At 69.4% G+C, this 18615-nt stretch carries 16 protein-coding genes; 10 read left to right on the top strand and 6 right to left on the bottom strand.

Going from position 1 to position 18615, the window contains the following annotated elements; genetic code table 11:
* Nucleotides 1–13 precede the first annotated feature (13 nt).
* Nucleotides 14–991 (top strand): methyltransferase, encoded by a 978-nt coding sequence (locus tag ACFFRH_RS42665; protein WP_344747663.1) that lies wholly within the window; start codon nt 14–16, stop codon nt 989–991.
* A 122-nt stretch (nt 992–1113) separates the two neighbouring features.
* Here ACFFRH_RS42665 and ACFFRH_RS42660 read toward each other — a convergent pair whose 3' ends face one another.
* From ACFFRH_RS42660 to ACFFRH_RS42640, 5 genes are all read right to left on the bottom strand, one after another.
* A complete protein-coding gene (locus ACFFRH_RS42660; RefSeq protein ID WP_344747664.1) occupies nt 1114–3591 on the bottom strand; it encodes a PEP/pyruvate-binding domain-containing protein in 2478 nt (825 codons plus the stop codon).
* Nucleotides 3592–3733: 142 nt separating this feature from the next.
* Nucleotides 3734–4372 (bottom strand): response regulator, encoded by a 639-nt coding sequence (locus ACFFRH_RS42655; RefSeq protein ID WP_344747665.1) that lies wholly within the window; start codon nt 4370–4372, stop codon nt 3734–3736.
* A 3-nt stretch (nt 4373–4375) separates the two neighbouring features.
* On the bottom strand, nt 4376–5596 hold the full coding sequence (locus ACFFRH_RS42650) for a sensor histidine kinase (RefSeq protein ID WP_344747666.1): 1221 nt from the start codon (nt 5594–5596) through the stop codon (nt 4376–4378).
* Nucleotides 5593–6315, bottom strand: coding sequence for an ABC transporter permease (locus ACFFRH_RS42645; protein WP_344747667.1), 723 nt, complete (start codon nt 6313–6315; stop codon nt 5593–5595). Before ACFFRH_RS42645 ends, ACFFRH_RS42650 begins: the two co-directional genes overlap by 4 nt.
* The gene (locus tag ACFFRH_RS42640; RefSeq protein WP_386163807.1) at nt 6315–7028 is read right to left on the bottom strand and encodes an ABC transporter ATP-binding protein; all 714 of its coding nucleotides are present in this window, start codon (nt 7026–7028) and stop codon (nt 6315–6317) included. Before ACFFRH_RS42640 ends, ACFFRH_RS42645 begins: the two co-directional genes overlap by 1 nt.
* A 206-nt stretch (nt 7029–7234) precedes the next feature.
* Here ACFFRH_RS42640 and ACFFRH_RS42635 point away from each other — a divergent pair, with 206 nt between their 5' ends.
* The 4 genes from ACFFRH_RS42635 to ACFFRH_RS42620 all read left to right on the top strand — a co-directional run bounded on the left by ACFFRH_RS42635 (nt 7235) and on the right by ACFFRH_RS42620 (nt 12267).
* The gene (locus tag ACFFRH_RS42635; RefSeq protein WP_344747668.1) at nt 7235–8080 is read left to right on the top strand and encodes an ABC transporter ATP-binding protein; all 846 of its coding nucleotides are present in this window, start codon (nt 7235–7237) and stop codon (nt 8078–8080) included.
* A 14-nt stretch (nt 8081–8094) separates the two neighbouring features.
* On the top strand, nt 8095–8946 hold the full coding sequence (locus tag ACFFRH_RS42630; RefSeq protein WP_386163805.1) for an ABC transporter permease: 852 nt from the start codon (nt 8095–8097) through the stop codon (nt 8944–8946).
* 77 nt (nt 8947–9023) lie between these two features.
* Nucleotides 9024–9299 carry a DUF5988 family protein gene (locus tag ACFFRH_RS42625; RefSeq protein ID WP_386163803.1) on the top strand — a complete coding sequence of 92 codons (276 nt, stop codon included), beginning with the start codon at nt 9024–9026 and terminating at the stop codon, nt 9297–9299.
* 211 nt (nt 9300–9510) lie between these two features.
* Entirely contained in the window at nt 9511–12267 is a 2757-nt protein-coding gene (locus tag ACFFRH_RS42620) for a helix-turn-helix transcriptional regulator (protein ID WP_344747672.1), read from the top strand.
* A 16-nt stretch (nt 12268–12283) separates the two neighbouring features.
* Here the strand turns inward: ACFFRH_RS42620 and ACFFRH_RS42615 are convergent, their stop codons facing one another.
* A complete protein-coding gene (locus ACFFRH_RS42615; protein WP_344747673.1) occupies nt 12284–13213 on the bottom strand; it encodes a UbiA family prenyltransferase in 930 nt (309 codons plus the stop codon).
* A 343-nt stretch (nt 13214–13556) separates the two neighbouring features.
* On the opposite strand from ACFFRH_RS42615, the gene ACFFRH_RS42610 reads away from it, so the two are divergent.
* From ACFFRH_RS42610 to ACFFRH_RS42590, 5 genes are all read left to right on the top strand, one after another.
* On the top strand, nt 13557–15230 hold the full coding sequence (locus tag ACFFRH_RS42610; RefSeq protein WP_344747674.1) for a 2-isopropylmalate synthase: 1674 nt from the start codon (nt 13557–13559) through the stop codon (nt 15228–15230).
* A gap of 302 nt (nt 15231–15532) precedes the next feature.
* Nucleotides 15533–16636, top strand: a complete 1104-nt coding sequence (locus tag ACFFRH_RS42605; RefSeq protein WP_344747675.1) for a sensor histidine kinase — start codon at nt 15533–15535, stop codon at nt 16634–16636.
* Nucleotides 16623–17270: a response regulator gene (locus ACFFRH_RS42600; protein ID WP_344747676.1), complete on the top strand. Its 648-nt coding sequence runs from the start codon at nt 16623–16625 to the stop codon at nt 17268–17270. Before ACFFRH_RS42605 ends, ACFFRH_RS42600 begins: the two co-directional genes overlap by 14 nt.
* 89 nt (nt 17271–17359) lie before the next feature.
* A complete protein-coding gene (locus tag ACFFRH_RS42595; RefSeq protein WP_386163798.1) occupies nt 17360–18112 on the top strand; it encodes a 4'-phosphopantetheinyl transferase family protein in 753 nt (250 codons plus the stop codon).
* 178 nt (nt 18113–18290) lie between these two features.
* A partial coding sequence (locus ACFFRH_RS42590; RefSeq protein WP_386163796.1) for a biotin carboxylase N-terminal domain-containing protein occupies nt 18291–18615 on the top strand: 325 nt, incomplete at its 3' end.

The following is an 18615-nucleotide window of genomic DNA, read 5'->3' as shown; positions in this document are numbered from 1 at the left end:
CGGAGGTAATTCGATGACGGAACACGAGCTCATGAGGATCCTCACCGGCGGATGGGTGGCGGAGGCGACCTTCGCCGCCGTCCGGCTCGGCGTCGCCGACACGCTCGCGGGGCAACGCCTGTACCCCTGCGAGATCGCGGAAAGGGTCGGCGCGCACCCCGGCGCGCTCGGCCGGCTGCTCCGCCTGCTCGCGGGGGTCGGCCTGGCCGACACCGACGAGGACGGCAGGTACGGCCTCACCCCGATGGGCGCCCTGCTGGGCCGCGACAAGCTGGGCCCGCTCGTCACGCTCTACGGCGAGGACTACTTCGGCGCCGCGTGGCGGGGGCTGCGGCACACCCTGCGCACCGGCGAGACGGCCTTCGAGCACGTCTTCGGCGAGCCCGTCTTCGCGCACCTGACGGGCGACCCCGGCAGGGCCTCCGTCTTCAACGCCGGCATGGCGGCGGGCGCCGCGTTCTTCCGCGAGGTCCCCCTGGCGCACGACTTCTCCGGCGCCAGGACCGTGGTGGACCTGGCGGGCGGCACCGGCGCCCTGCTCGGCACCGTTTTGCGGGACCACCCGGAGGCGAGGGGAATGCTGTTCGACGTGCCCGACGTCGTCGCGAACGCGCCCGCGCACCTGGACCGGATGGAGGTGCTGGACCGGTGCGAGCTGGTCGGCGGCGACCTGTTCGAGTCCGTCCCGGAGGGCGGGGACGTCTACCTGCTCTCCCGCGTCCTGCACGACTGGGACGACGAGCGGTGCGTCCGGCTGCTGCGCAACTGCGCCAGGGCGATGGCGCCGGGATCGGAACTGCTCGTCATCGAACGCGTCGTCTCCACGGACACCCACCTGCCGCTCGCCTACGACCTGCACATGATGGTGATGACCGGCGGGCGGGAGCGGACCGAGGAGGAGTACCGGACGCTGCTGGAGAGCGCGGACCTGATCCCCGGCAAGCTGGTCGAGCTCCCGCTCGGGATGCGGATGCTCACCGCGACCCGCTGATCCTTCGACGACACGACACAGCACGGACAGACGACACGAATAGATGACACGGACGGACGACACAGAAAAAGGACGAAGTAAAAGGCCGCGGTCCCGTCGGGACCGCGGCCTTTTCGCGCGGGTCAGACCACCGCCGGTACCCGGACGACCTCGACGCTGCCCTGGCCGCCGTCGACCCGGATCAGGTCGCCGTCCTGGATCAGCATGGTGGCGTTCCTGGTGCCGACGACGGCCGGGATGCCCAGCTCGCGCGCCACGATGGCCGCGTGCGACAGCGGCGCGCCGACGTCGGTGACCACCGCGGCGGCACGCGGGAACAGGAGCGTCCAGCCCACGTTGGTCACGGTCGTCACCAGGATCTCGCCCTCCGCGAGCCGGTCGCCGTCCGCCACGGAGGTGATCACCCGGGCGATGCCCTCGACCACGCCCGCGGCGCCGGGGAAGCCGCTGATGGTCCGCGAGGGAGGCGCCGCCGTCGCGGCGGCGTCGAACACGTCGCCGCGGCGGTTCGGGTCGGCCGCCCACCGCTCCGGGTCGAACCTGCCGCGGATGATGCCCGGGTACGGCGGGAGCGCCTTGTACAGCTCGTAGGTCGTCCGGCGCTTGGCCACCTGCGAGAGCGGCCGGCGCGTGCCGCGCAGCACGTCCAGGATCTCCTCGATCGTGAGGAAGAACAGGTCGTCACCGTGCCCGGTCACCTCACCGGCCCGCACGACGAGGTCGCGCACCATCCAGAAGCCCCGCATCATCTCCGAGCGGGTCTCCTCGCGGGCGCGGACGATCTCCTCCCAGCGGTCGATCTTGCGGCGGAACTTCTCCGCCTGCCTCGGATACCGCTCGCGGAACCTGCGCCAGGCGTCGTCGCTCGCCTCGTCCTGGCGGGTCAGCAGCTCGGCCGGGTCGACCGTGAGCCCGGCGAGCTGCCTGTCGAGCCAGGCCGGGTCCTCCACCGGCCGGGCCACGGAGACCTCGAACTCGTCCGGGCCCCGGTGGCCGTACCTGCGGACGTACTCCTCGCGGGAGATCTCGCCGCGCTTGAGGCGCGCGAGGCCGAGCAGCGGGCCGAGGCTCTCCAGCCGGCCGTCCGCGGCCTGGATGCCGGACATCAGCACGGCGGCGTCGGCCTCCCCGACGAGCTTGGTCAGCTGCGAGCCGAGGTAGATGAGCGAGCCGGCGTCCTGGCGGGCGGCGGCGGCGAGCATGCGGTTGCACTCGCGGAACCTCGGCTCCACCTCGCTCTCCCAGAGCGCGGCGAGGTCCGCGCCGGTGGCCGTCCCGGCGATCCTGGCGCGGATGGCCTCGGTGGTCCGGGGCGCGGACGCGACGTACTCGGGGATCCGGCCCACGAGCTGCTGGATGGCGCGGCGGCCCCCCAGGAGCGGCTTGGCCGCCTTGAGGGTCTGCCAGCGCGACATCGGCAGCAGCGGGGTCTCGACCCCCTCCGGCAGCCGCCCGTACACCGGTTCCTGGGTGTCCCTGATCTTCTTGGTCATGCCCAGGGCCCTGCCGAGGGAGGCGGTCAGGCTCATGTTCATGTAGACGCGGCCGCCGATGTTGCCGCACTGCGGGTGGCCGCCGAGGTGGCCGGCGACCATGATCTCGTTGATGAACGCCTGCACGAGCGACCAGGTGCACGGCGTCATCACGCTGGGGATCGCCTCGCCCAGGTTGCCGTTGGTCCACAGGTAGTCGCCCTTGAGCGAGTCGTTCCACACCTCGCGCTGCCCGGTGATGGGCCTGGCCTGCAGGATGTACGGCCTGCCCTCGTGGATGGCCCACTCGACGTCCACGGCGTGGCCGTACAGCTCCTCGATCGTCATGCCCAGCTCGGCGAGCCGTACGGCCTGCGCCCGCGACAGCACGGGCACGTCACGCCCGGTCTCGGGCACCGGCACCTCGCGGGTGCCCTCGGGCACCCGGACGGTCATCACGGTCTTGGCCGCGACGTGCTCCTCGACGACCGTGTGGTCGGAGCGGTCGAGCGTGATCGTGTCGGGCGTGACCAGCCCGCCGACGATCGCCTCGCCCAGGCCCCAAGCGGCGTTGATGCTCAGGTGGTCGCGGTCCTCGGTGAACATCACGCCCGCCGCGTCGGCGGGCACGAGCTCCTGGACGACGACGGCGAGGGCCACCTCGTCGTGGGGGACGCCGTTGCGCTCGCGGTAGGCGATGGCCCGCTCGGTCCACAGCGAGGCCCAGCAGCGCCTGACCGCGTCCAGGACCCGCTCGGCGCCGCGGATGTTGAGGTAGGTGTCCTGCTGCCCGGCGAACGACATCCCGGGCAGGTCCTCCGCGGTCGCCGACGACCGTACGGCCACCGCCGGCTCGTCGCCCAGCTCGCGGTAGGCGGCCCGGATGTCGTCGGCGATGTCCTGGGGCACCTCGTGGGCGGCGAACAGGGCGGCGGTCTCCGCCGCGTCACACGACAGGATCCGTTCCCGCAGGTCGTGGTGGGTCACGAAGGCGCGGTAGGCGTCGGTGGTGACGTGGAAGCCCGGCGGGACCGGGAGCCCGGCCCGGGCCAGGCGGGCGAGGGACTCGCCCTTGCCTCCGACGTTCGCCAGCTCGGTACGAGGGTCGGCCAGCGCAAGCGTGTTCATGGACCATCTCCATTCGTCCCAGGGGGTGTCCACTCGCATGAACAGGGCAGACATGTTCACGCTACGGATCACCGGACGAGGCGGCCCACCCCTAGGCGCCCTTAAGTCAGGTCCCGGGGGCCCGCCCGAAGGCGTCCCCGGGTCACGTCTCGGAGGCCCGCTTGATCAGCCCGGTCTCGTAGGCCGCCGCCACCGCCGAGGCCCGGTCCTTCACCCCGAGCTTGGCGAAGATGTGCAGCAGGTGCGTCTTGACCGTCGCCTCGGTGATGAACAGCTTCGCGGCGGCCTCGCGGTTGGTGGCGCCGCGGGCGATCAGCCCGAGCACCTCCAGCTCCCGCCGGCTCAGCGTCTGCTGCTCGGGCGCGCGCACCTTCTGCATGAGCAGCCCGGCCACGGTGGGGGACAGCACCGTCTCGCCGCGGGCGGCCGCCTGCGCGGCGCGGAGCAGCTCGACGCGCGGGGTGTCCTTGAGCAGGTACCCGGTGGCGCCCTGCTCGATGGCGGGCAGCACGTCCGCGTCGTTGTCGAACGTGGTCAGGACCAGCACCTTGATGTCCGGTGTCTGCTCGCGCAGCCGGCGGATCAGCTCGGTGCCGCTCATCTTCGGCATCCGCAGGTCCATCAGCACGAGATCGGGGTTGGTCTGACGTGTCAGGACGAGAGCCTCCGGCCCGTCGGCCGCCTCGCCGACGACCTCGAAGGCCTCGTCGGTGGAGAAGATCTCGCGCAACCCGTCGCGGACGACCGGGTGATCGTCCACGACGATGATACGAATCGGCATGCCTCACGCATTTCTGGAGTCGGCGGTGATGGCGGGCACCGTAGCAGAGACACCCGTCCCCTGGCCGAGAGCGGTCTCGATCTCGAAGTCCCCGGCCAGCCGGGTGACGCGCTGGCGCATCGCGACGAGCCCGAACCCGCCCGCGATCGACGGTTCCACCTTCTCGGGGTCGAACCCGGATCCGTCGTCGCGTACGTCGAGCACCACCACATCCTCCATGTAGGACAGTGTGACGGCGACCCTGCTGGCGGAGGCGTGCTTGCCGACGTTGGCCAGGGCCTCCTGCGCCACCCGCAGCAGGGTCATCTCCACCTCGGCGTGCAGCGGCCTGGCGTCGCCGGTGACCGACACCGGAACCGGCACGCCCGACGTCTGTGACCAGGTGGCCGCGACGTCCTCCAGAGCCGTCGCGAGCTGGGCCTCCTCCAGCGGGGCCGGACGCATCGCCAGCACCGACCGGCGAGCCTCGTTGAGGCTGTCCCTGGCCAGGCCGCGCACGGTGTTCAGCCTGGAGCGGGCGGCGGGCACGTCCTCGATGACGTTCTCGGCGACCTCCAGCTGGGTGAGGATGGCGGTCAGCCCCTGGGCGATCGTGTCGTGGATCTCCCTGGCCATCCGCTGGCGCTCGCTGAGCACGCCCGCCTCGCGGGCGCGGGTCAGCAGCTGTGACTGCAGGTTCGAGTTCTCCTCCGCCATGGCGGCCAGCTTGGTGCCGGTCGCCTTCAGCTGCGCGATCATCACCTTGCGCTGCTGGTTCTGCTTGGAGATGGTCTGGATGAACAGGCCGACGGTCGAGGCGATCAGCACGGCGACGAGGAAGGAGAAGATCAGCTCCTGCGGCGGCCGGGACTCGGGGCGGGCGCCGACCAGGACGGCGGCCGTGGCGGCCACCCCCACGTAGGCCGTCCACCCGCGCAGCAGGGTGAAGGCCTGGATGAACGCTCCGGGGCCGGCCACCGTGAACACCGAGTCGATCCTGATCAGTGCCGCGATGAAGGCGAGCATCACGACGAAGTAGACGATCGCCACCACCGGCCGCTCGATCCGGCTGAATCGCGATGAGACCATGAACCAGTGCCAGACCCCGGTGCACACCGCCAGGACCACCACGTCCGGCCGCCAGTCCCGCAGCAGGGCGAAGACGGTGGGCAGCAGGATGAAGAGGTACGGCAGGGCCGGCCAGGCGCGGTCCCATCGCGAGACGTTGGGTTCGATGGTCGTCACCAGCGGAACGCCTTCAGCGCGACGCCGCCCGCGACGATGGTGATCGCGACCAGCACGGCCAGGGTGAGCGGAGACGCGGGCTGGCCCTCCCAGGCGGCGCGGACGGCCTGGACGGCGGGGGCCATGGGGGTGAAGTCGCCGACGGAGCGCATCGACTCCGGCAGCGTCTCGCGGGCGCTCATGGCGCCGGAGACGAAGACCATGGGGAAGAAGGCGGCGAGGCCGATCACCGTGGCGGCACGGCCGCTGGGCACCAGGGCGCCGATGAGCAGCCCGATGGAGCCGAGGCTGAGGGCGCCGAGGACCCAGGCGAGGACGAGTCCGGCCGGGTCGGCCGGCCCGTTCATGCCGTAGACGACCAGGCCGACGACGCCGAGCAGGAGGCCGCCGAGCACGGCGAGCAGCATGTGCGCGACCCACTGGGCACCGAAGATCATGGTCGGGGCGGCCGGGGTGGCGCGCAGCCGCTTGAGCACGCGGCGTTCGCGGTACTGGGCCAGCGTGGCCGGCAGGACGACCAGGGAGGCCAGGCCGATGACGAAGACGCTGAGCATCGGGACGACGGCCTCGATGATGGGCAGCCCGCTGGGCAGCGTGCCGCCGTTGCGCATCTTGATCCACAGGATGACCATGGGGAAGGCGAGCGCGAAGAAGGCGGCCATCGGGTCGCGCATGGCCAGCTTGAGCTCGATCGCGATGACGTTGCCGAGACCCTTCATTACACGGTCCTCTCAATGAGTGCGAAGTAGGCGTCGTCGAGGGAGCCGGAGGAGTCCCTGGTGAGGAGTTCGCCGGGGCTGCCCTGGTGGACGACGCGCCCCTGGTCGATGACGGCGATGCGGTCGCAGAGGGCGTCCGCCTCGTCCATGAAGTGGGTGACCAGCACGACGGTGACGCCGCGGTCGCGCATGGCGCGGATCAGGTTCCAGGTCATCCGGCGGGCGGAGGGGTCCAGGCCGGTGGTCAGCTCGTCGAGGAAGACGACCTCGGGGTTGCCGACCAGGGCCAGCGCGATGAACAGGCGCTGCTTCCAGCCACCGGACAGGCCCGAGAAGCGGGCGCGCCTCTTCTCGGTCAGCCCCCACTCCTCCATCAGGGCGTTCCAGTCGGCGGGCTTGTCGTAGAAGGAGGCGTACATCTTCAGCGCCTCGTTCACCCTGATGGCGTCGGGCAGCGCGGCCTCCTGCAACTGGGTGCCGATGCGCTGGAGCAGCTCACGCCGCTGCGTCTGGGGGTCCATGCCGAGCACGCGCAGGGTGCCGCCGTCGGGCTTGCGCAGCCCGGACGCGCACTCCACCACGGTGGTCTTGCCGGCTCCGTTGGGGCCGAGGATGCCGAAGATCTCGCCTCGCTCGACCGTCAGGGTGACGTCGTCCAGTGCCTTGTGTGTCCCGTAGCTCTTCTGCAGGCCGTTGATCTCGATGACTGTCATGTGTCGAGAATCCCCGCCGACCGGGGTCTTCGTAATCCACCGAACGGTTGATGGGGGTCAGCCGTCCCGGTCGGGGTTTCGCCGGTGGAGGCGGTGCGTCAGGCCGCTGAGCAGGAGCGGGTCACCGTAGGGGTATCGAAGGGAGTAGAGACGGGGTTCCGAAGGATGAATATCGCAAACCCTGCCGATCTCGAACCCTATGGAGCATGAGCGACTCAGCAGTACGTGTACGTGAGCTGCGTAAGAAATACGGCGACCTGACCGCCGTCGACGGCATCGACCTGGACATCAACCGGGGGGAGGTCTTCGCGCTCCTGGGCCCGAACGGCGCCGGCAAGACGACCACTGTCGAGATTCTGGAAGGGCACCGCCGCCGGGACGGCGGTGAGGTCAGCGTGCTCGGCGAGGATCCCGGCCGGGCCGGGCGCCTGTGGCGGTCCAAGCTCGGAATCGTGCTGCAGTCGGCCACCGACGCCGCCGAGTTCACCGTCCGCGAGACGGTGCACCATTTCGCGAGCTACTTCCCGCGCCCGCGCGACCCCGACTCGGTGATCGAGCTGGTGGGCCTGGCCGGCAAGGCCGACGCCCACATCCGCCACCTCTCCGGCGGCCAGCGGCGCAGGGTCGACGTGGCCTTGGGCGTCGTGGGCAACCCCGAGCTCCTCTTCCTGGACGAGCCGACCACGGGGTTCGACCCCGAGGCCCGCCGCCAGTTCTGGGGCCTGATCTCGCTGCTCTCCGACGAGGGCACCACCATCGTGCTGACCACGCACTACCTCGACGAGGCGGAGGCGCTGGCCAGCCGGGTGGGGGTGATCGCGAAGGGCAGGGTCGTCGCGCTCGGCGAGCCGGCCACGCTGGCCGGCCGCGACCGGGCGGACGCGACGGTCAGCTGGTCCACCCCGGACGGGGAACGCCGCGTGAAGACCCCGACACCCACGAAGGTCGTCGCCGAGCTCATCGCGCAGTTCGACGGGGAGATCCCCGACCTGACCGTCAGGCGGCCGACTCTCGAAGACACCTACCTAGGCCTTATCGGAGAGCAGTTGTGACAACCACGTTGCCGATGCAACCGACGCAACCGACACCACCCACCGACATCCGACCGGCGCAGGAGGTGCGGCTGCCCGGCGTCGGCCGGCTGACCCTGAAGCGCGGTGCGATGGAGCTCAAGGGCTTCTTCCGCACGAAGAGCCAGTTCATCGTCATCTTCTCGCTTCCGGCGATCATGCTGATGCTGCTGGGCGCGATGTCGGGGAGCAGGCAGGGACTGCCCGGCATCACGGGTGCCCAGATCCTCACCGCCGGCATGATCGGCGCCGGCATCATGGGCACCTCCTTCCAGAACCTGGGCATCAACATCACGCTGGAGCGCCACGACGGGACGCTCAAGAGGCTGTACGGCATGCCCATGCCGCGCACGGCCTACTTCGGCGGGAAGATCATCCAGGTCCTGGTGTGCATGGTCGCCGAGGTCATCCTCCTGATCGCGGTCGGGGTGCTGATGTTCGGCGTCAAGCTGCCCACCACCGTCACCCAGTGGCTCACGTTCACCTGGGTCCTCATCCTCGGCGGGATGGCCTGCACGTTCCTGGGCATCGCGATCGGCAGCCTGCCGAAGTCCACGCGCGGGGCCAACGCGGTGATCACGCTGCCCTTCCTCATCGTGCAGTTCTGCTCGGGTGTCTACATCCCCTTCTCCGACGTGCCGTGGTTCCTGCAGATCTTCGCGTCGATCTTCCCGCTCAAGTGGATGACCCAGGGCATGCGGTCGGTGTTCCTGCCCGAGCAGGCGGTGGTCCTGGAGCCGGCCGGCAGCTGGGAGCTGCCGATGGTGGCTTTGGCGCTTGGCCTGTGGTGCGTGGTCGGCCTGGTCCTGTGCCTGCGGACGTTCCGCTGGACGGCGCGCGACAGCTAGTCGTAGGGGTCGATTGGGGGTGCCTCCCGGAAAGCGGTTTTCTAATATGTGATAAAGGTCAATCCATGGAGGTGCCCGTGACCATAGCCCCCGGCTCGACACGAGAGGTTCATGCGGATTGCACGATTTCCGACCACGGCCCGTACGATGTCAATGTCTTTCTTCTCGGTGGACCCGTCGACTTTCCGGAGACTGCCCGATACCGACGGCTGGACAAGGCGGACGGAAAGGTCAAGGTCCAATACCGGAGCGGCTACGAGCACTTCGAGCGCACCGAGGAGCACTACCACCTCGAAGGCTCCTGCCAGGGGCTGATCTACCGGTGGACGACCAGGACGAGGATCGCTGAATAATCAAGGACACAGACGCCCGATTCCGTGCGCCGCGCCCCCTGAAATCCGGGCGCGGCGCTTTTCCGTGCTCTCCGGGAATCGAAAGTTGTAGACCGGGTGCTATTAAGGGTCACCCCATTGTGGGCGTATAAGGGGCGGCGTAGCGTATTAGTCATGAATCGGTTATGCAGACCAAGGACAATCGTTCTCACTCTCGTGAGGGGTGTTCGGCATGGGGTTCTTTGAGAGAGACGCGGCGATGGCCTCCCTGCAGGGGCTCCTCACCGAGACCGTCGAGGGGAGGAGCAGGGTCGCGATGGTGACCGGGGTGGTCGCCACCGGTAAGAGCGAGCTGCTGCACTCCTTCGCCGAGCAGGCCTACGACCGCGGGGCGCTCCCGCTCGTGGCGACGGCGTCCCGGGCGGAGAGCGACCTCCCGCTCGGCGTGCTGGGACAGCTCTTCCACAACGCCCCCCTGGGCGAGCGGCTGCGCGTGCGCGCGATGGACCTCCTGCGCGAGGGCGGCGAGCGGCTGGAGACCCCGGTCGTCGAGGGACTCTGCGGGGTGCTGCTGTCCCTGGCGGAACAGCTCCCGCTGGTGATCGTCGTCGACGACGTCCACGACTCCGACCGCGCCTCGCAGATGTGCCTGTCGTACTTCATGCGCCGGGCCAGGTCGTCGCCGGTGATGACGGTGTTCGGGCACGCCGACTACCCGCACCAGGCCGACAGGTTCTTCCCCACCGAGATCATCAGGCAGCCGCACTGCACCGCGATCCGGCTGCTCCCGCTCTCGCGCGACGCCGTGCTGGGCATGGTGGGCGAGCGCCTGGGACACGAGACGGCCGAGCGGCTGGCGCCGGAGTGGCACGACCTCAGCGGCGGCAACCCGATCCTGCTGGACGGGCTCCTGGAGGACTTCGCGAGGAACGGCACGGGAGCGCCGGCGGAAAGGTACGGCGAGGCCGTGCTGTCCTGCCTGCACCGCGTCGACCCGGCCCTGCTGGACGTGGCCAGATGGGTGGCGGCGATCGACGACCCCGCGCTCGTCCACCGGCTGGCCCGCGCGGACACGCCGTCGGTCCCCCTGTCGATCCGCTGGCTGGAGACGGCGGGACTGCTGGCCGACGGCCGGTTCCACCACGAGGCGGGCGAGGAGGCGGTGCTGGCCGACCTCGGCGCCGACAAGCGCCAGTACATGCACCGGCGCGCGGCCGAGCTGCTGAACAGCGAGGGCGCCTCCGACCTGGCGATCGCCGAGCAGCTGAGCAAGGCCGACGACGCCGACGCCTCCTGGGCCGTGCCCGTGCTGCGCTCGGCGGCCCGCCGCAGGCTGACCGACGGCGAGGTCGAGTCGGCCGTCGACTACCTCAAGCTCGCCCTGCGCGGGCGCCTGAGCGACCACGAGCGCACGGCGATCGCGACCATGCTGATGCGCGCCGAGTGGCGCATCGACCCGAAGACGCCGATCAGCCACATGGAGGAGCTGACTGACGCGCTGCACAACGGGAGCCTGCGCGGCAGTGACGCGATCATCCTGGCCAGGGCGCTGCTGTGGCACGGCAGGGTGGACGTCGCCTGCGACGTCCTGGAGCGCGCGGCGGAGTTCGGCGACACCGACCCGCACACGGTCGCCGAAGGCGTGAGCACCAGGATGTGGCTGCGCTGCTCCGCGCCGCCGCTCCTGGCCCACATGAGCAGCTGGGCGGGCAAGAACATCAGCGAGGCGGTGCTGCCGTTCCAGGTGAGCCGGCGCCTGGAGTCGATCAACGCGCTGGCCGGCGTGCTCACCGGCGGCCCCCACGACCAGATCGTGACCACGGCCGAGCGGATCCTGCGTGGCTCCAACCTGGACGAGATGTCCATGGACACCGTGGAGAGCGCGCTGCTCGCCCTCGTGTACGCCGGGCAGTCCAACCGGGCGGCGCCGCGGTGCGACGCGCTGATCGGGGAGCTGCGTTCCGGGGGCTCGCCCGCCCGCCGGGCACGCCTCACCGCGATCCGGGCGGAGATCTCGCTGCGCCAGGGAGAGCTGGAGGAGGCCGCGTCGTACGCCCGCCTCGCCCTGGAGATCATTCCGCCGGGCAGCTGGGGCGTGGCCGTGGGCGACCCGGTGGCCACCCTCATACTCGCCGCCACCGCGATGGGACGCTACGACGAGGCGCTCGCGCAGCTCAACCAGGTGTTCCCCGAGGCGATGCTGCAGACCAGGTGCGGCGTGCGGTTCCTGCAGGCCCGCGGCCGGTACCAGCTCGCCGTCGACAACCCGGTGGCGGCGTTGCGCGACTTCCGGCTCTGCGGGGAACTGCTCACCGCCTGGAAGATGGACACCCCCGGGTTCGTCGCCTGGCGCGCGGACGCGGCGGAGGCCCTCATCGCGCTGGGCAGGCACGACGAGGCCCGCGAGCTGGTCGAGGAGCAGCTGAGCCGGTCGGCCTCGGGCTCGGAGCGCACCGACGGCGTCGCGCTGCGGGTGCTGGCCGCCACCAGCGAGATACGGCACCGGCCGATGTTCCTGCGCCAGGCCTCCGAGCACCTGCAGGCCTGCGGAGACCGCTACGAGCTGGCCAGGGCGCTGATCGACCTCACCGAGGCGTACCACGGCGTGGGCGAGTTCCGCAGGGCGGGCATCATCGCGAGCCGCGCGCGGGTCCTGGCCCAGGAGTGCGGTGCCCGCCCGCTGAGCCAGGCGCTCGCCGACGAGGGCGGCGCGGACGACGGGGACGGCAGGACGAGCAGGGTGGTCGCCATCCTCAGCGACGCCGAGCGCAGGGTGGCCGGCCTGGCCACGGTGGGGTACTCCAACCGTGAGATCGCCGACAAGCTGTTCATCACGGTGAGCACCGTCGAGCAGCACCTGACGCGCGTGTACCGCAAGCTGAACATCACCCGGCGCTCGGACCTGCCGCCGGACCTGAGGGCCCAGCCCGGCCGCGTTCCCGGCCTCGCCCGCGAGGGGGCGCACCCGGCCAGGCCGGCCGGCCGTTAGCGGCGTGACCGGCCGCTCACAGGGGCGGCCAGTCACGCGCCAGCTGCGGCACGATCACGCAGACGTGCAGCACGTACTGGGTGACCATGAAGACGGCGTACGGCCGCCGCCGGCGCGGCCCGGCCGGGATCGGGCCGCGGCAGAGCAGGGCGATGGCCAGCCCGCCCAGGCACATGGCGGCCGCGGGAAGATAGAGCGACGTGTCCCCCAGCAGCAGCACGACCCCGGTGACGACGGTGGGCAGGGCGAGAGAGACGTTGACGATGGCCAGTCGCAGCGCGCGTTCGCCGTACACGACGGCGAACGTCACGCGGCCGGCCGCCGCGTCGCCCTCCAGGTCGGGCAGGTCCTTGGTGGTCGTGCCCACCAGGCCGGTCCAGAGCGAGGCGGCGAGGACGAAGACGATCAGCTGCGTCCCGCTGTCGATCCCTCCCGCGTAGGCGTGGGCGCCGGCGTAGTAGGTCAGGATGCTGGCCGTCAGCCCGATCGCGACCGTCCCGCTGGTTTTGCGCTTGAGGTGGAAGGGCGGGCCGGAGTAGAGGTAGCCGAGAACCAGCATGAAAATGATCATTCCCACGCTCACCGGCCCCAGCGCCAGGCTGATCGCGACGGCCGCGACCGCGGCCCCGGCCGCGACCACGGTGGCGAAGCCCGGCGGTAACTCCCCCCGCGCGATGGGCCGGCGCGAGCCGTTGAGCCGGTCCTCGCACACGTCCGTGACGCCGTTGTAGAGATAGACGGCGAAGACGGCCAGCACCCAGGTCAGCGCGCCCCACGCCGTCCTGCCCAGGTCGCCCTCGTCGGCGACGGCGGAACTCAGCGACGCCCCGGTGAGGAAGCGCAGCAGGAAGTTGAGCTGTACGGAGGGGCGGGCCTCGGCCAGGCACAACACGCCGTGCCGAAGGGGGAGAGAAGACCCGGTGGAGGGACCGATGCTCGTCGTCACTGTCAGCCCTTTCGCCAAACTGAAGATCGATGAATGATCGTTTCCAGTCGTGTCCCCGCCTGGGGCGCGTTCGTGGAAGGCGCTTGCCAGAGGAGGGTTCGTCGCAGATCGACGTCAGGTTTTCGATCTAGTGTCACACACGACACTCCCGACCAGACATCCGATGTCTGGACCCGGGGTGGTCGGACGGGCACACCGGCTCGAACTTTCGATACCCGAAATGATCCTTCGGTGCGGGACGGGAATTCTCCTGACCGCCCGTCTTGACCGGGGAATTCAATCGCTATTTGGTAATGGTGAACATCCGAGGCAGTCGGATAATCTCAGTGAAGGAGATTGGGGAATGGGCGCGAACCGTGCTGTGGAGCGTTATTCCGATTTTACTCCCCTCGTTCTTCCCGATCGGACGTGGCCGGACGGGCGGATTAGTTCGTCACCGCGCTGGCTGTCCACCGACCTCCGAGACGGCAACCAGTCACTCGCCAACCCGATGTCCCCGGCGAGGAAGCTTCGGATGTTCGAGCTTCTGGTCGACATCGGCTACAAGGAGATCGAGATCGGGTTCCCGGTCGCGAGCCAGGACGACCACGACTTCGTCCGCCTCCTCATCGAGGAGGACCGTATCCCGGACGACGTATGGATATCGGCCCTGGTTCCGGCGCGCGACGAGCTGATCGAGCGCACCATCCGCTCCCTGTCGGGAGCGCCCAGGGCCACGCTCCACCTCTACAACGCGACGGCCCCGCTGTTTCGGCGCGTGGTGTTCGGAATGGACCGGGCGCAGTGCAAGGACCTGGCCGTTCGTGGTACGGAGCTGGTGAAGAAATATGCCGAAAAAGAGCTCCGTGGTGGCAATTTCCGTTTCCAGTACTCGCCCGAGTTGTTCAACGAGACCGAGGCCGACTTCTCCCTTGAGGTCTGTGAAGCCGTCATGGACGTGTGGGAACCGAGTTCCGACCGGCCGATAATCCTGAACTTCCCCACGACCGTGGAGCGTTCGCTGCCCTCCGTCTTCGCCGACCAGATCGAGTGGCTCGACCGGAACCTCTCGCGCAGGGAACACGTCTGCCTGTCCATCCACCCGCACAACGACCGGGGCACCGGAGTCGCCTCGGCCGAACTCGCCCTCCTGGCGGGCGCCCAGCGCATCGAGGGCTGCCTGTTCGGCAACGGCGAGCGGGCGGGCAACGTCTGCCTCGTGACACTGGGGATGAACATGTTCAGCCACGGCGTCGACCCCGGCGTCGACTTCTCCGACATCGACAGGATCCGCGACACCGTCGAGTGGTGCAACGAGATCCCCGTGCACCCCAGGCACCCCTACGGGGGCGAGCTGGTCTACACGTCCTTCTCCGGCTCCCACCAGGACGCCATCAAGAAGGGCTTCGACGACCTCGAGCGCGGCGCGGCCGAGGACGGGGTGAGTGTCGACGAGCGGCCGTGGCTGATGCCGTATCTGCCGGTCGATCCCAAGGACGTGGGCCGCACCTACGAGGCGATCGTGCGCATCACCACCCAGTCCGGCAAGAGCGGCGTCGCCTACGTCATGAGCGCCTGGTACGGCATGCGGCTGCCGAAGGAGCTCCAGAAGGACTTCGCGGCCGTGGTCCAGTCGAACGCGGAACTGCTCGGCAGCGAGCTCTCGCCCGAGCGGGTCCGGGAGTTGTTCGAGAAGGAGTACGTCTCCTCCGACGGCCCGGTCGGCGAGCCGTACGTCGCCGGCGGGAGGGTCGCCGCGACACTCCACCTCGACGGCGCGGGGGAGCACGACGCCAGGACCATCGGCGCCAAACTCGCCCCCTGGGGCATCGACGTACGCACCGTGCACCGCGCGGCCGAGGCGGACCCGGCCGGGGGCGCGGAGGCCGTGGTGTACGCCGACTGCCGGGTCGGGGGGAGGACGGTCTGGGGCGTCGGCGTGGACGCCTCCGCCGTGGGCGCGGCCCTGTCGGCGGTCGGGGTCGCCCTCAGACGGGGCGGCAGGGAGGCGGCCGCCGTCGTCGCGCCGCACCTCTGATGTCCCGTGCCGCGCGTCTGATCAGGGACTGCGCACCCGTGGCGACGGCCACGGGTGCGCGGTTCGCGGCATTGGCCGGCCTCACATTCGCCCTCGGCGAGTTGCTTCCAATATAAAAATACTGACTATTTGTGAGATATTCAGTAAAGGGCCCTGGGATAATTGAGTTAGGCTCGGGTTTGCCGCTTGACTGCCCTGTTCACCGAGTGTCGGTTGCCTACTTGCCATCCATGAACCATGATGTGAACATCTGGGGAAAACCCGGAAACGCAGCAGGGGGCAGCAGGGAAGCAGGGGGCAGGATGGCGGAAGACGACGATGGAGTAGCCTACACACAGAGTCCCTCAGCAGCTCTTATCGAAGAGTGTCGAGCGGATATCCTCGCTAAGTACGAACAGGACCTGGAAGTCGTCGGGAGCGTCCTCGTCCAGGACGAGCAGGCGAAAGCCCAGGTCATGGCGAACGCCAATCAGATCCTGACCGATATCGCCGCCGCGCTGGACAACGGTCTTCCCCACTCCGACGAGTCGTTCCGCTTCCTGTCCTGGGATATCGGTCTGACCAGAGCGGCCACCGGTGTCCATCCGAAAGAGTCGCTGCTGGCCGCCTCCGTGTTCTTCCGAGCGGCCTTCACCATCCTGAGCAAGTGCATCCAGGACGACTCCGAGACTGACCGGCTGCTCAGGAACGTGGTCACCACGCTGGAGCAGTCCGTCTCGCTCCGCATCAGGGAAGCCGCGACCAGCTACGCCGGATTCCTGCTCAGCAAGGTGCACGAGGCACACGTGGCCGAGCGCGGACGCATCGCGAGAGAACTTCATGACCGCATCGGTCAGAGTCTCAGCGTCGCCCACCGGCAGGCCGAACTCTGCGTCATGTACCGCACCAGCGACCCCGCCCAGGCGGTCGTCAAGATGGAGCGGGTGCAGGAGGCCATCCAGGAGGCCATGTGGCGATTACGTCAGCTGACCTCCGACCTACACCCCCTCGAACCGATACAGAGCCTGGAGAAAGCACTGCTCGCCCACCTCGAGGCCATCGGCGTCGAGGACATGACGGCGGAGCTGGTGGTCAACGGTGACGAGGTCTGGGCGACCCCGGCCATCAGCGAGGAGTGCCTGCTGATCCTGAGCGAGGCGATACGCAACGCGCTCAGGCACGGTCAGCCGTCGTCCATCTACATCAGGGTCGACATCGCGCCGCACGAGCTGCGGGCGTCGGTGATCGACGACGGATGCGGCTTCGACGTCAACAGCCGTCCCGCCCATCACAGCCTCGGGCTCGCCTCGATCCAGGAACGCGCCGCCCTGCTCGGCGGCATGGTCACCATCAGCACCGAAGTGGGACGGGGCACCCGAATCGATCTCGCCGTGCCATTACCGGGGTCCTTCGATGATCAAGAGTGACCACCCCATCAGAATAGCGATAGTCGACGATCACGCCCTGTTCCGCGAGGGGGTGCGAGAGATCCTGGAGGCGCAGGAGGACCTGGTGGTCGTGGGCGAGGCCGGCACCTCGTTCACCGCTCTGGAGCTGGTCTCGCAGAAGCGCCCCGACGTCCTCCTGCTCGACGTCGAGATCCCCGGCGACGCGGTCACGCACACCGTCTCCCGGGCGCGCGTGATCTCACCGACCACCCAGATCATCATCCTGAGCATGTACGACGGGCCGCATCTCCTGCGGCAGCTGCTGTCCGCCGGCATCCGGGGCTATCTGCTCAAGACCGTGCACCGCTACGAACTCGTCGCGGCGATCAGGAGCGTGCACTACGAGCCCGACCGCCTCATCCTGGTCGTCTCCCCCGAGAGCCTCGCCCAGATGGAGACCGCGCGCACCGAGGTCCTGACGACCAAGGAGCGGGAGGTGCTCGAACTGGTCGCCCAGGCGTTCAGCAACAGGCAGATCGCCTCCCGGCTGAACACCACGGAGGCCACGGTCAAGCGCCACCTGCGCAACATCTTCGTGAAACTCGGGGCGGCCTCGCGCATCGACGCCGTCAACCGGGCGATCGACGCCTCGCTGATCACACCGACCCGATGACCCCGTCCGCCCCCTGATCAAGTTCTGAGCGACCCCAGAAGCGCGTCGCGACGATTCTCCCGCGTTCACCGCCTCCCTACAGTGAAAATGTGAACGCCGAAGCTTTGATCGCGAACATTCTGCCCCCATGGGCGATGGCTGCCGACACCTTCGAGGACCACGCCGACGCCATGCTCTTTCCCGCCGAAGCAGAGGTGATCAGCAGGTCCGTGGAGCAGAAGCGCGCGGAGTTCGCGACGGCGCGGATGTGCGCCAGGAAGGCCATGGGCGCGCTCGGGCTGCCCCCGCAGCAGGTGCTGCCCGGCGTGCGCGGCGAGCCCCAGTGGCCCAAGGGCGTCGTCGGCAGCATCACCCACTGCACGGGCTACCGCGCGGCCGTGGTCGGCGCGAGCAGCGAGGGGCTCACGATCGGCATAGACGCGGAACCCGACAGGGGCATCGCCGGCGGGGTGCTGGAGGCCATCTCCAAACCCGAGGAGCGCGAGGCCATCCGGATCCTCGCCAGGGAGCACCCGGGCCCCTCCTGGGACCGCCTGCTCTTCAGCGCGAAGGAGTCCGTCTACAAGGCGTGGTTCCCGCTGACCAAACGCTGGCTGGACTTCGAGAGCGCGACGGTGACGTTCGACCCGGTCGGCGGCACCTTCTTCGCCCGCCTGCTGGTGAACGGCCCCAGCCTGTTCGGCCGCCCGCTGACCGGGTTCCGCGGCCGCTGGATGGCGAGCGAGGGGCTCATCCTCACCGCCATCGCCATCTCGGCACGCCCCGACCGGCTGCACTACAGGGACCGGGCGCTCTACCGGGACCAGGCGCAGTACAGGGATCGAGCGCAGCAAAGAGTCTGAGCGGCGAAACAGGATCTGAGCAGCGGAACAGGACCTGAGCGGCGGCACAGGATCTGAGCGGCGGCACGGAGTCCGAGCGAAGTACAGGGACCGAGCGCAGTGCGGAGTCCGATCCACACCCGAGGTCATCGGTCACCACGTTCACGGAGGAACGCGTGATTTCACGGAGGAACGCGTGATGAGGAAGGTCCTGATCGCCAATCGCGGTGAGATCGCCGTACGGGTGGCGCGTGCTTGCAAGGACGCCGGGCTGCGCGGCGTGGCGGTCTACGCCGAGCAGGACCTGGACGCGCTGCACGTCAGGATGGCGGACGAGGCGTACGCGCTGGCCGGCCAGTCTCCGGCGGAGACGTACCTGAACATCGCCAAGCTGCTGCGGATCGCCGCGCAGTCCGGGGCCGACGCGGTGCACCCCGGCTACGGCTTCCTGGCGGAGAACGCCGGGTTCGCCCAGGCCGTGATCGACGCGGGGCTCACCTGGATCGGGCCTCCCCCGGCCGCGA

This window comes from Streptosporangium vulgare (assembly GCF_042428775.1).
Taxonomy (GTDB): Bacteria; Actinomycetota; Actinomycetes; order Streptosporangiales; family Streptosporangiaceae; genus Streptosporangium; species Streptosporangium vulgare.
This window is presented reverse-complemented; position numbering and strand designations above follow the sequence as displayed.

Excerpts from the sequence above, each read along its gene's own strand:
- ACFFRH_RS42645 (WP_344747667.1), bottom strand. The coding sequence starts at position 6,315 with ATGAAGGGTCTCGGCAACGTCATCGCGATCGAGCTCAAGCTGGCCATG.
- ACFFRH_RS42630 (WP_386163805.1), top strand. The coding sequence starts at position 8,095 with ATGCAACCGACGCAACCGACACCACCCACCGACATCCGACCGGCGCAG.
- ACFFRH_RS42665 (WP_344747663.1), top strand. The coding sequence starts at position 14 with ATGACGGAACACGAGCTCATGAGGATCCTCACCGGCGGATGGGTGGCG.
- ACFFRH_RS42660 (WP_344747664.1), bottom strand. The coding sequence starts at position 3,591 with ATGAACACGCTTGCGCTGGCCGACCCTCGTACCGAGCTGGCGAACGTC.
- ACFFRH_RS42640 (WP_386163807.1), bottom strand. The coding sequence starts at position 7,028 with ATGACAGTCATCGAGATCAACGGCCTGCAGAAGAGCTACGGGACACAC.
- ACFFRH_RS42655 (WP_344747665.1), bottom strand. The coding sequence starts at position 4,372 with ATGCCGATTCGTATCATCGTCGTGGACGATCACCCGGTCGTCCGCGAC.
- ACFFRH_RS42620 (WP_344747672.1), top strand. The coding sequence starts at position 9,511 with ATGGGGTTCTTTGAGAGAGACGCGGCGATGGCCTCCCTGCAGGGGCTC.
- ACFFRH_RS42605 (WP_344747675.1), top strand. The coding sequence starts at position 15,533 with ATGGCGGAAGACGACGATGGAGTAGCCTACACACAGAGTCCCTCAGCA.
- ACFFRH_RS42610 (WP_344747674.1), top strand. The coding sequence starts at position 13,557 with ATGGGCGCGAACCGTGCTGTGGAGCGTTATTCCGATTTTACTCCCCTC.
- ACFFRH_RS42635 (WP_344747668.1), top strand. The coding sequence starts at position 7,235 with ATGAGCGACTCAGCAGTACGTGTACGTGAGCTGCGTAAGAAATACGGC.
- ACFFRH_RS42600 (WP_344747676.1), top strand. The coding sequence starts at position 16,623 with ATGATCAAGAGTGACCACCCCATCAGAATAGCGATAGTCGACGATCAC.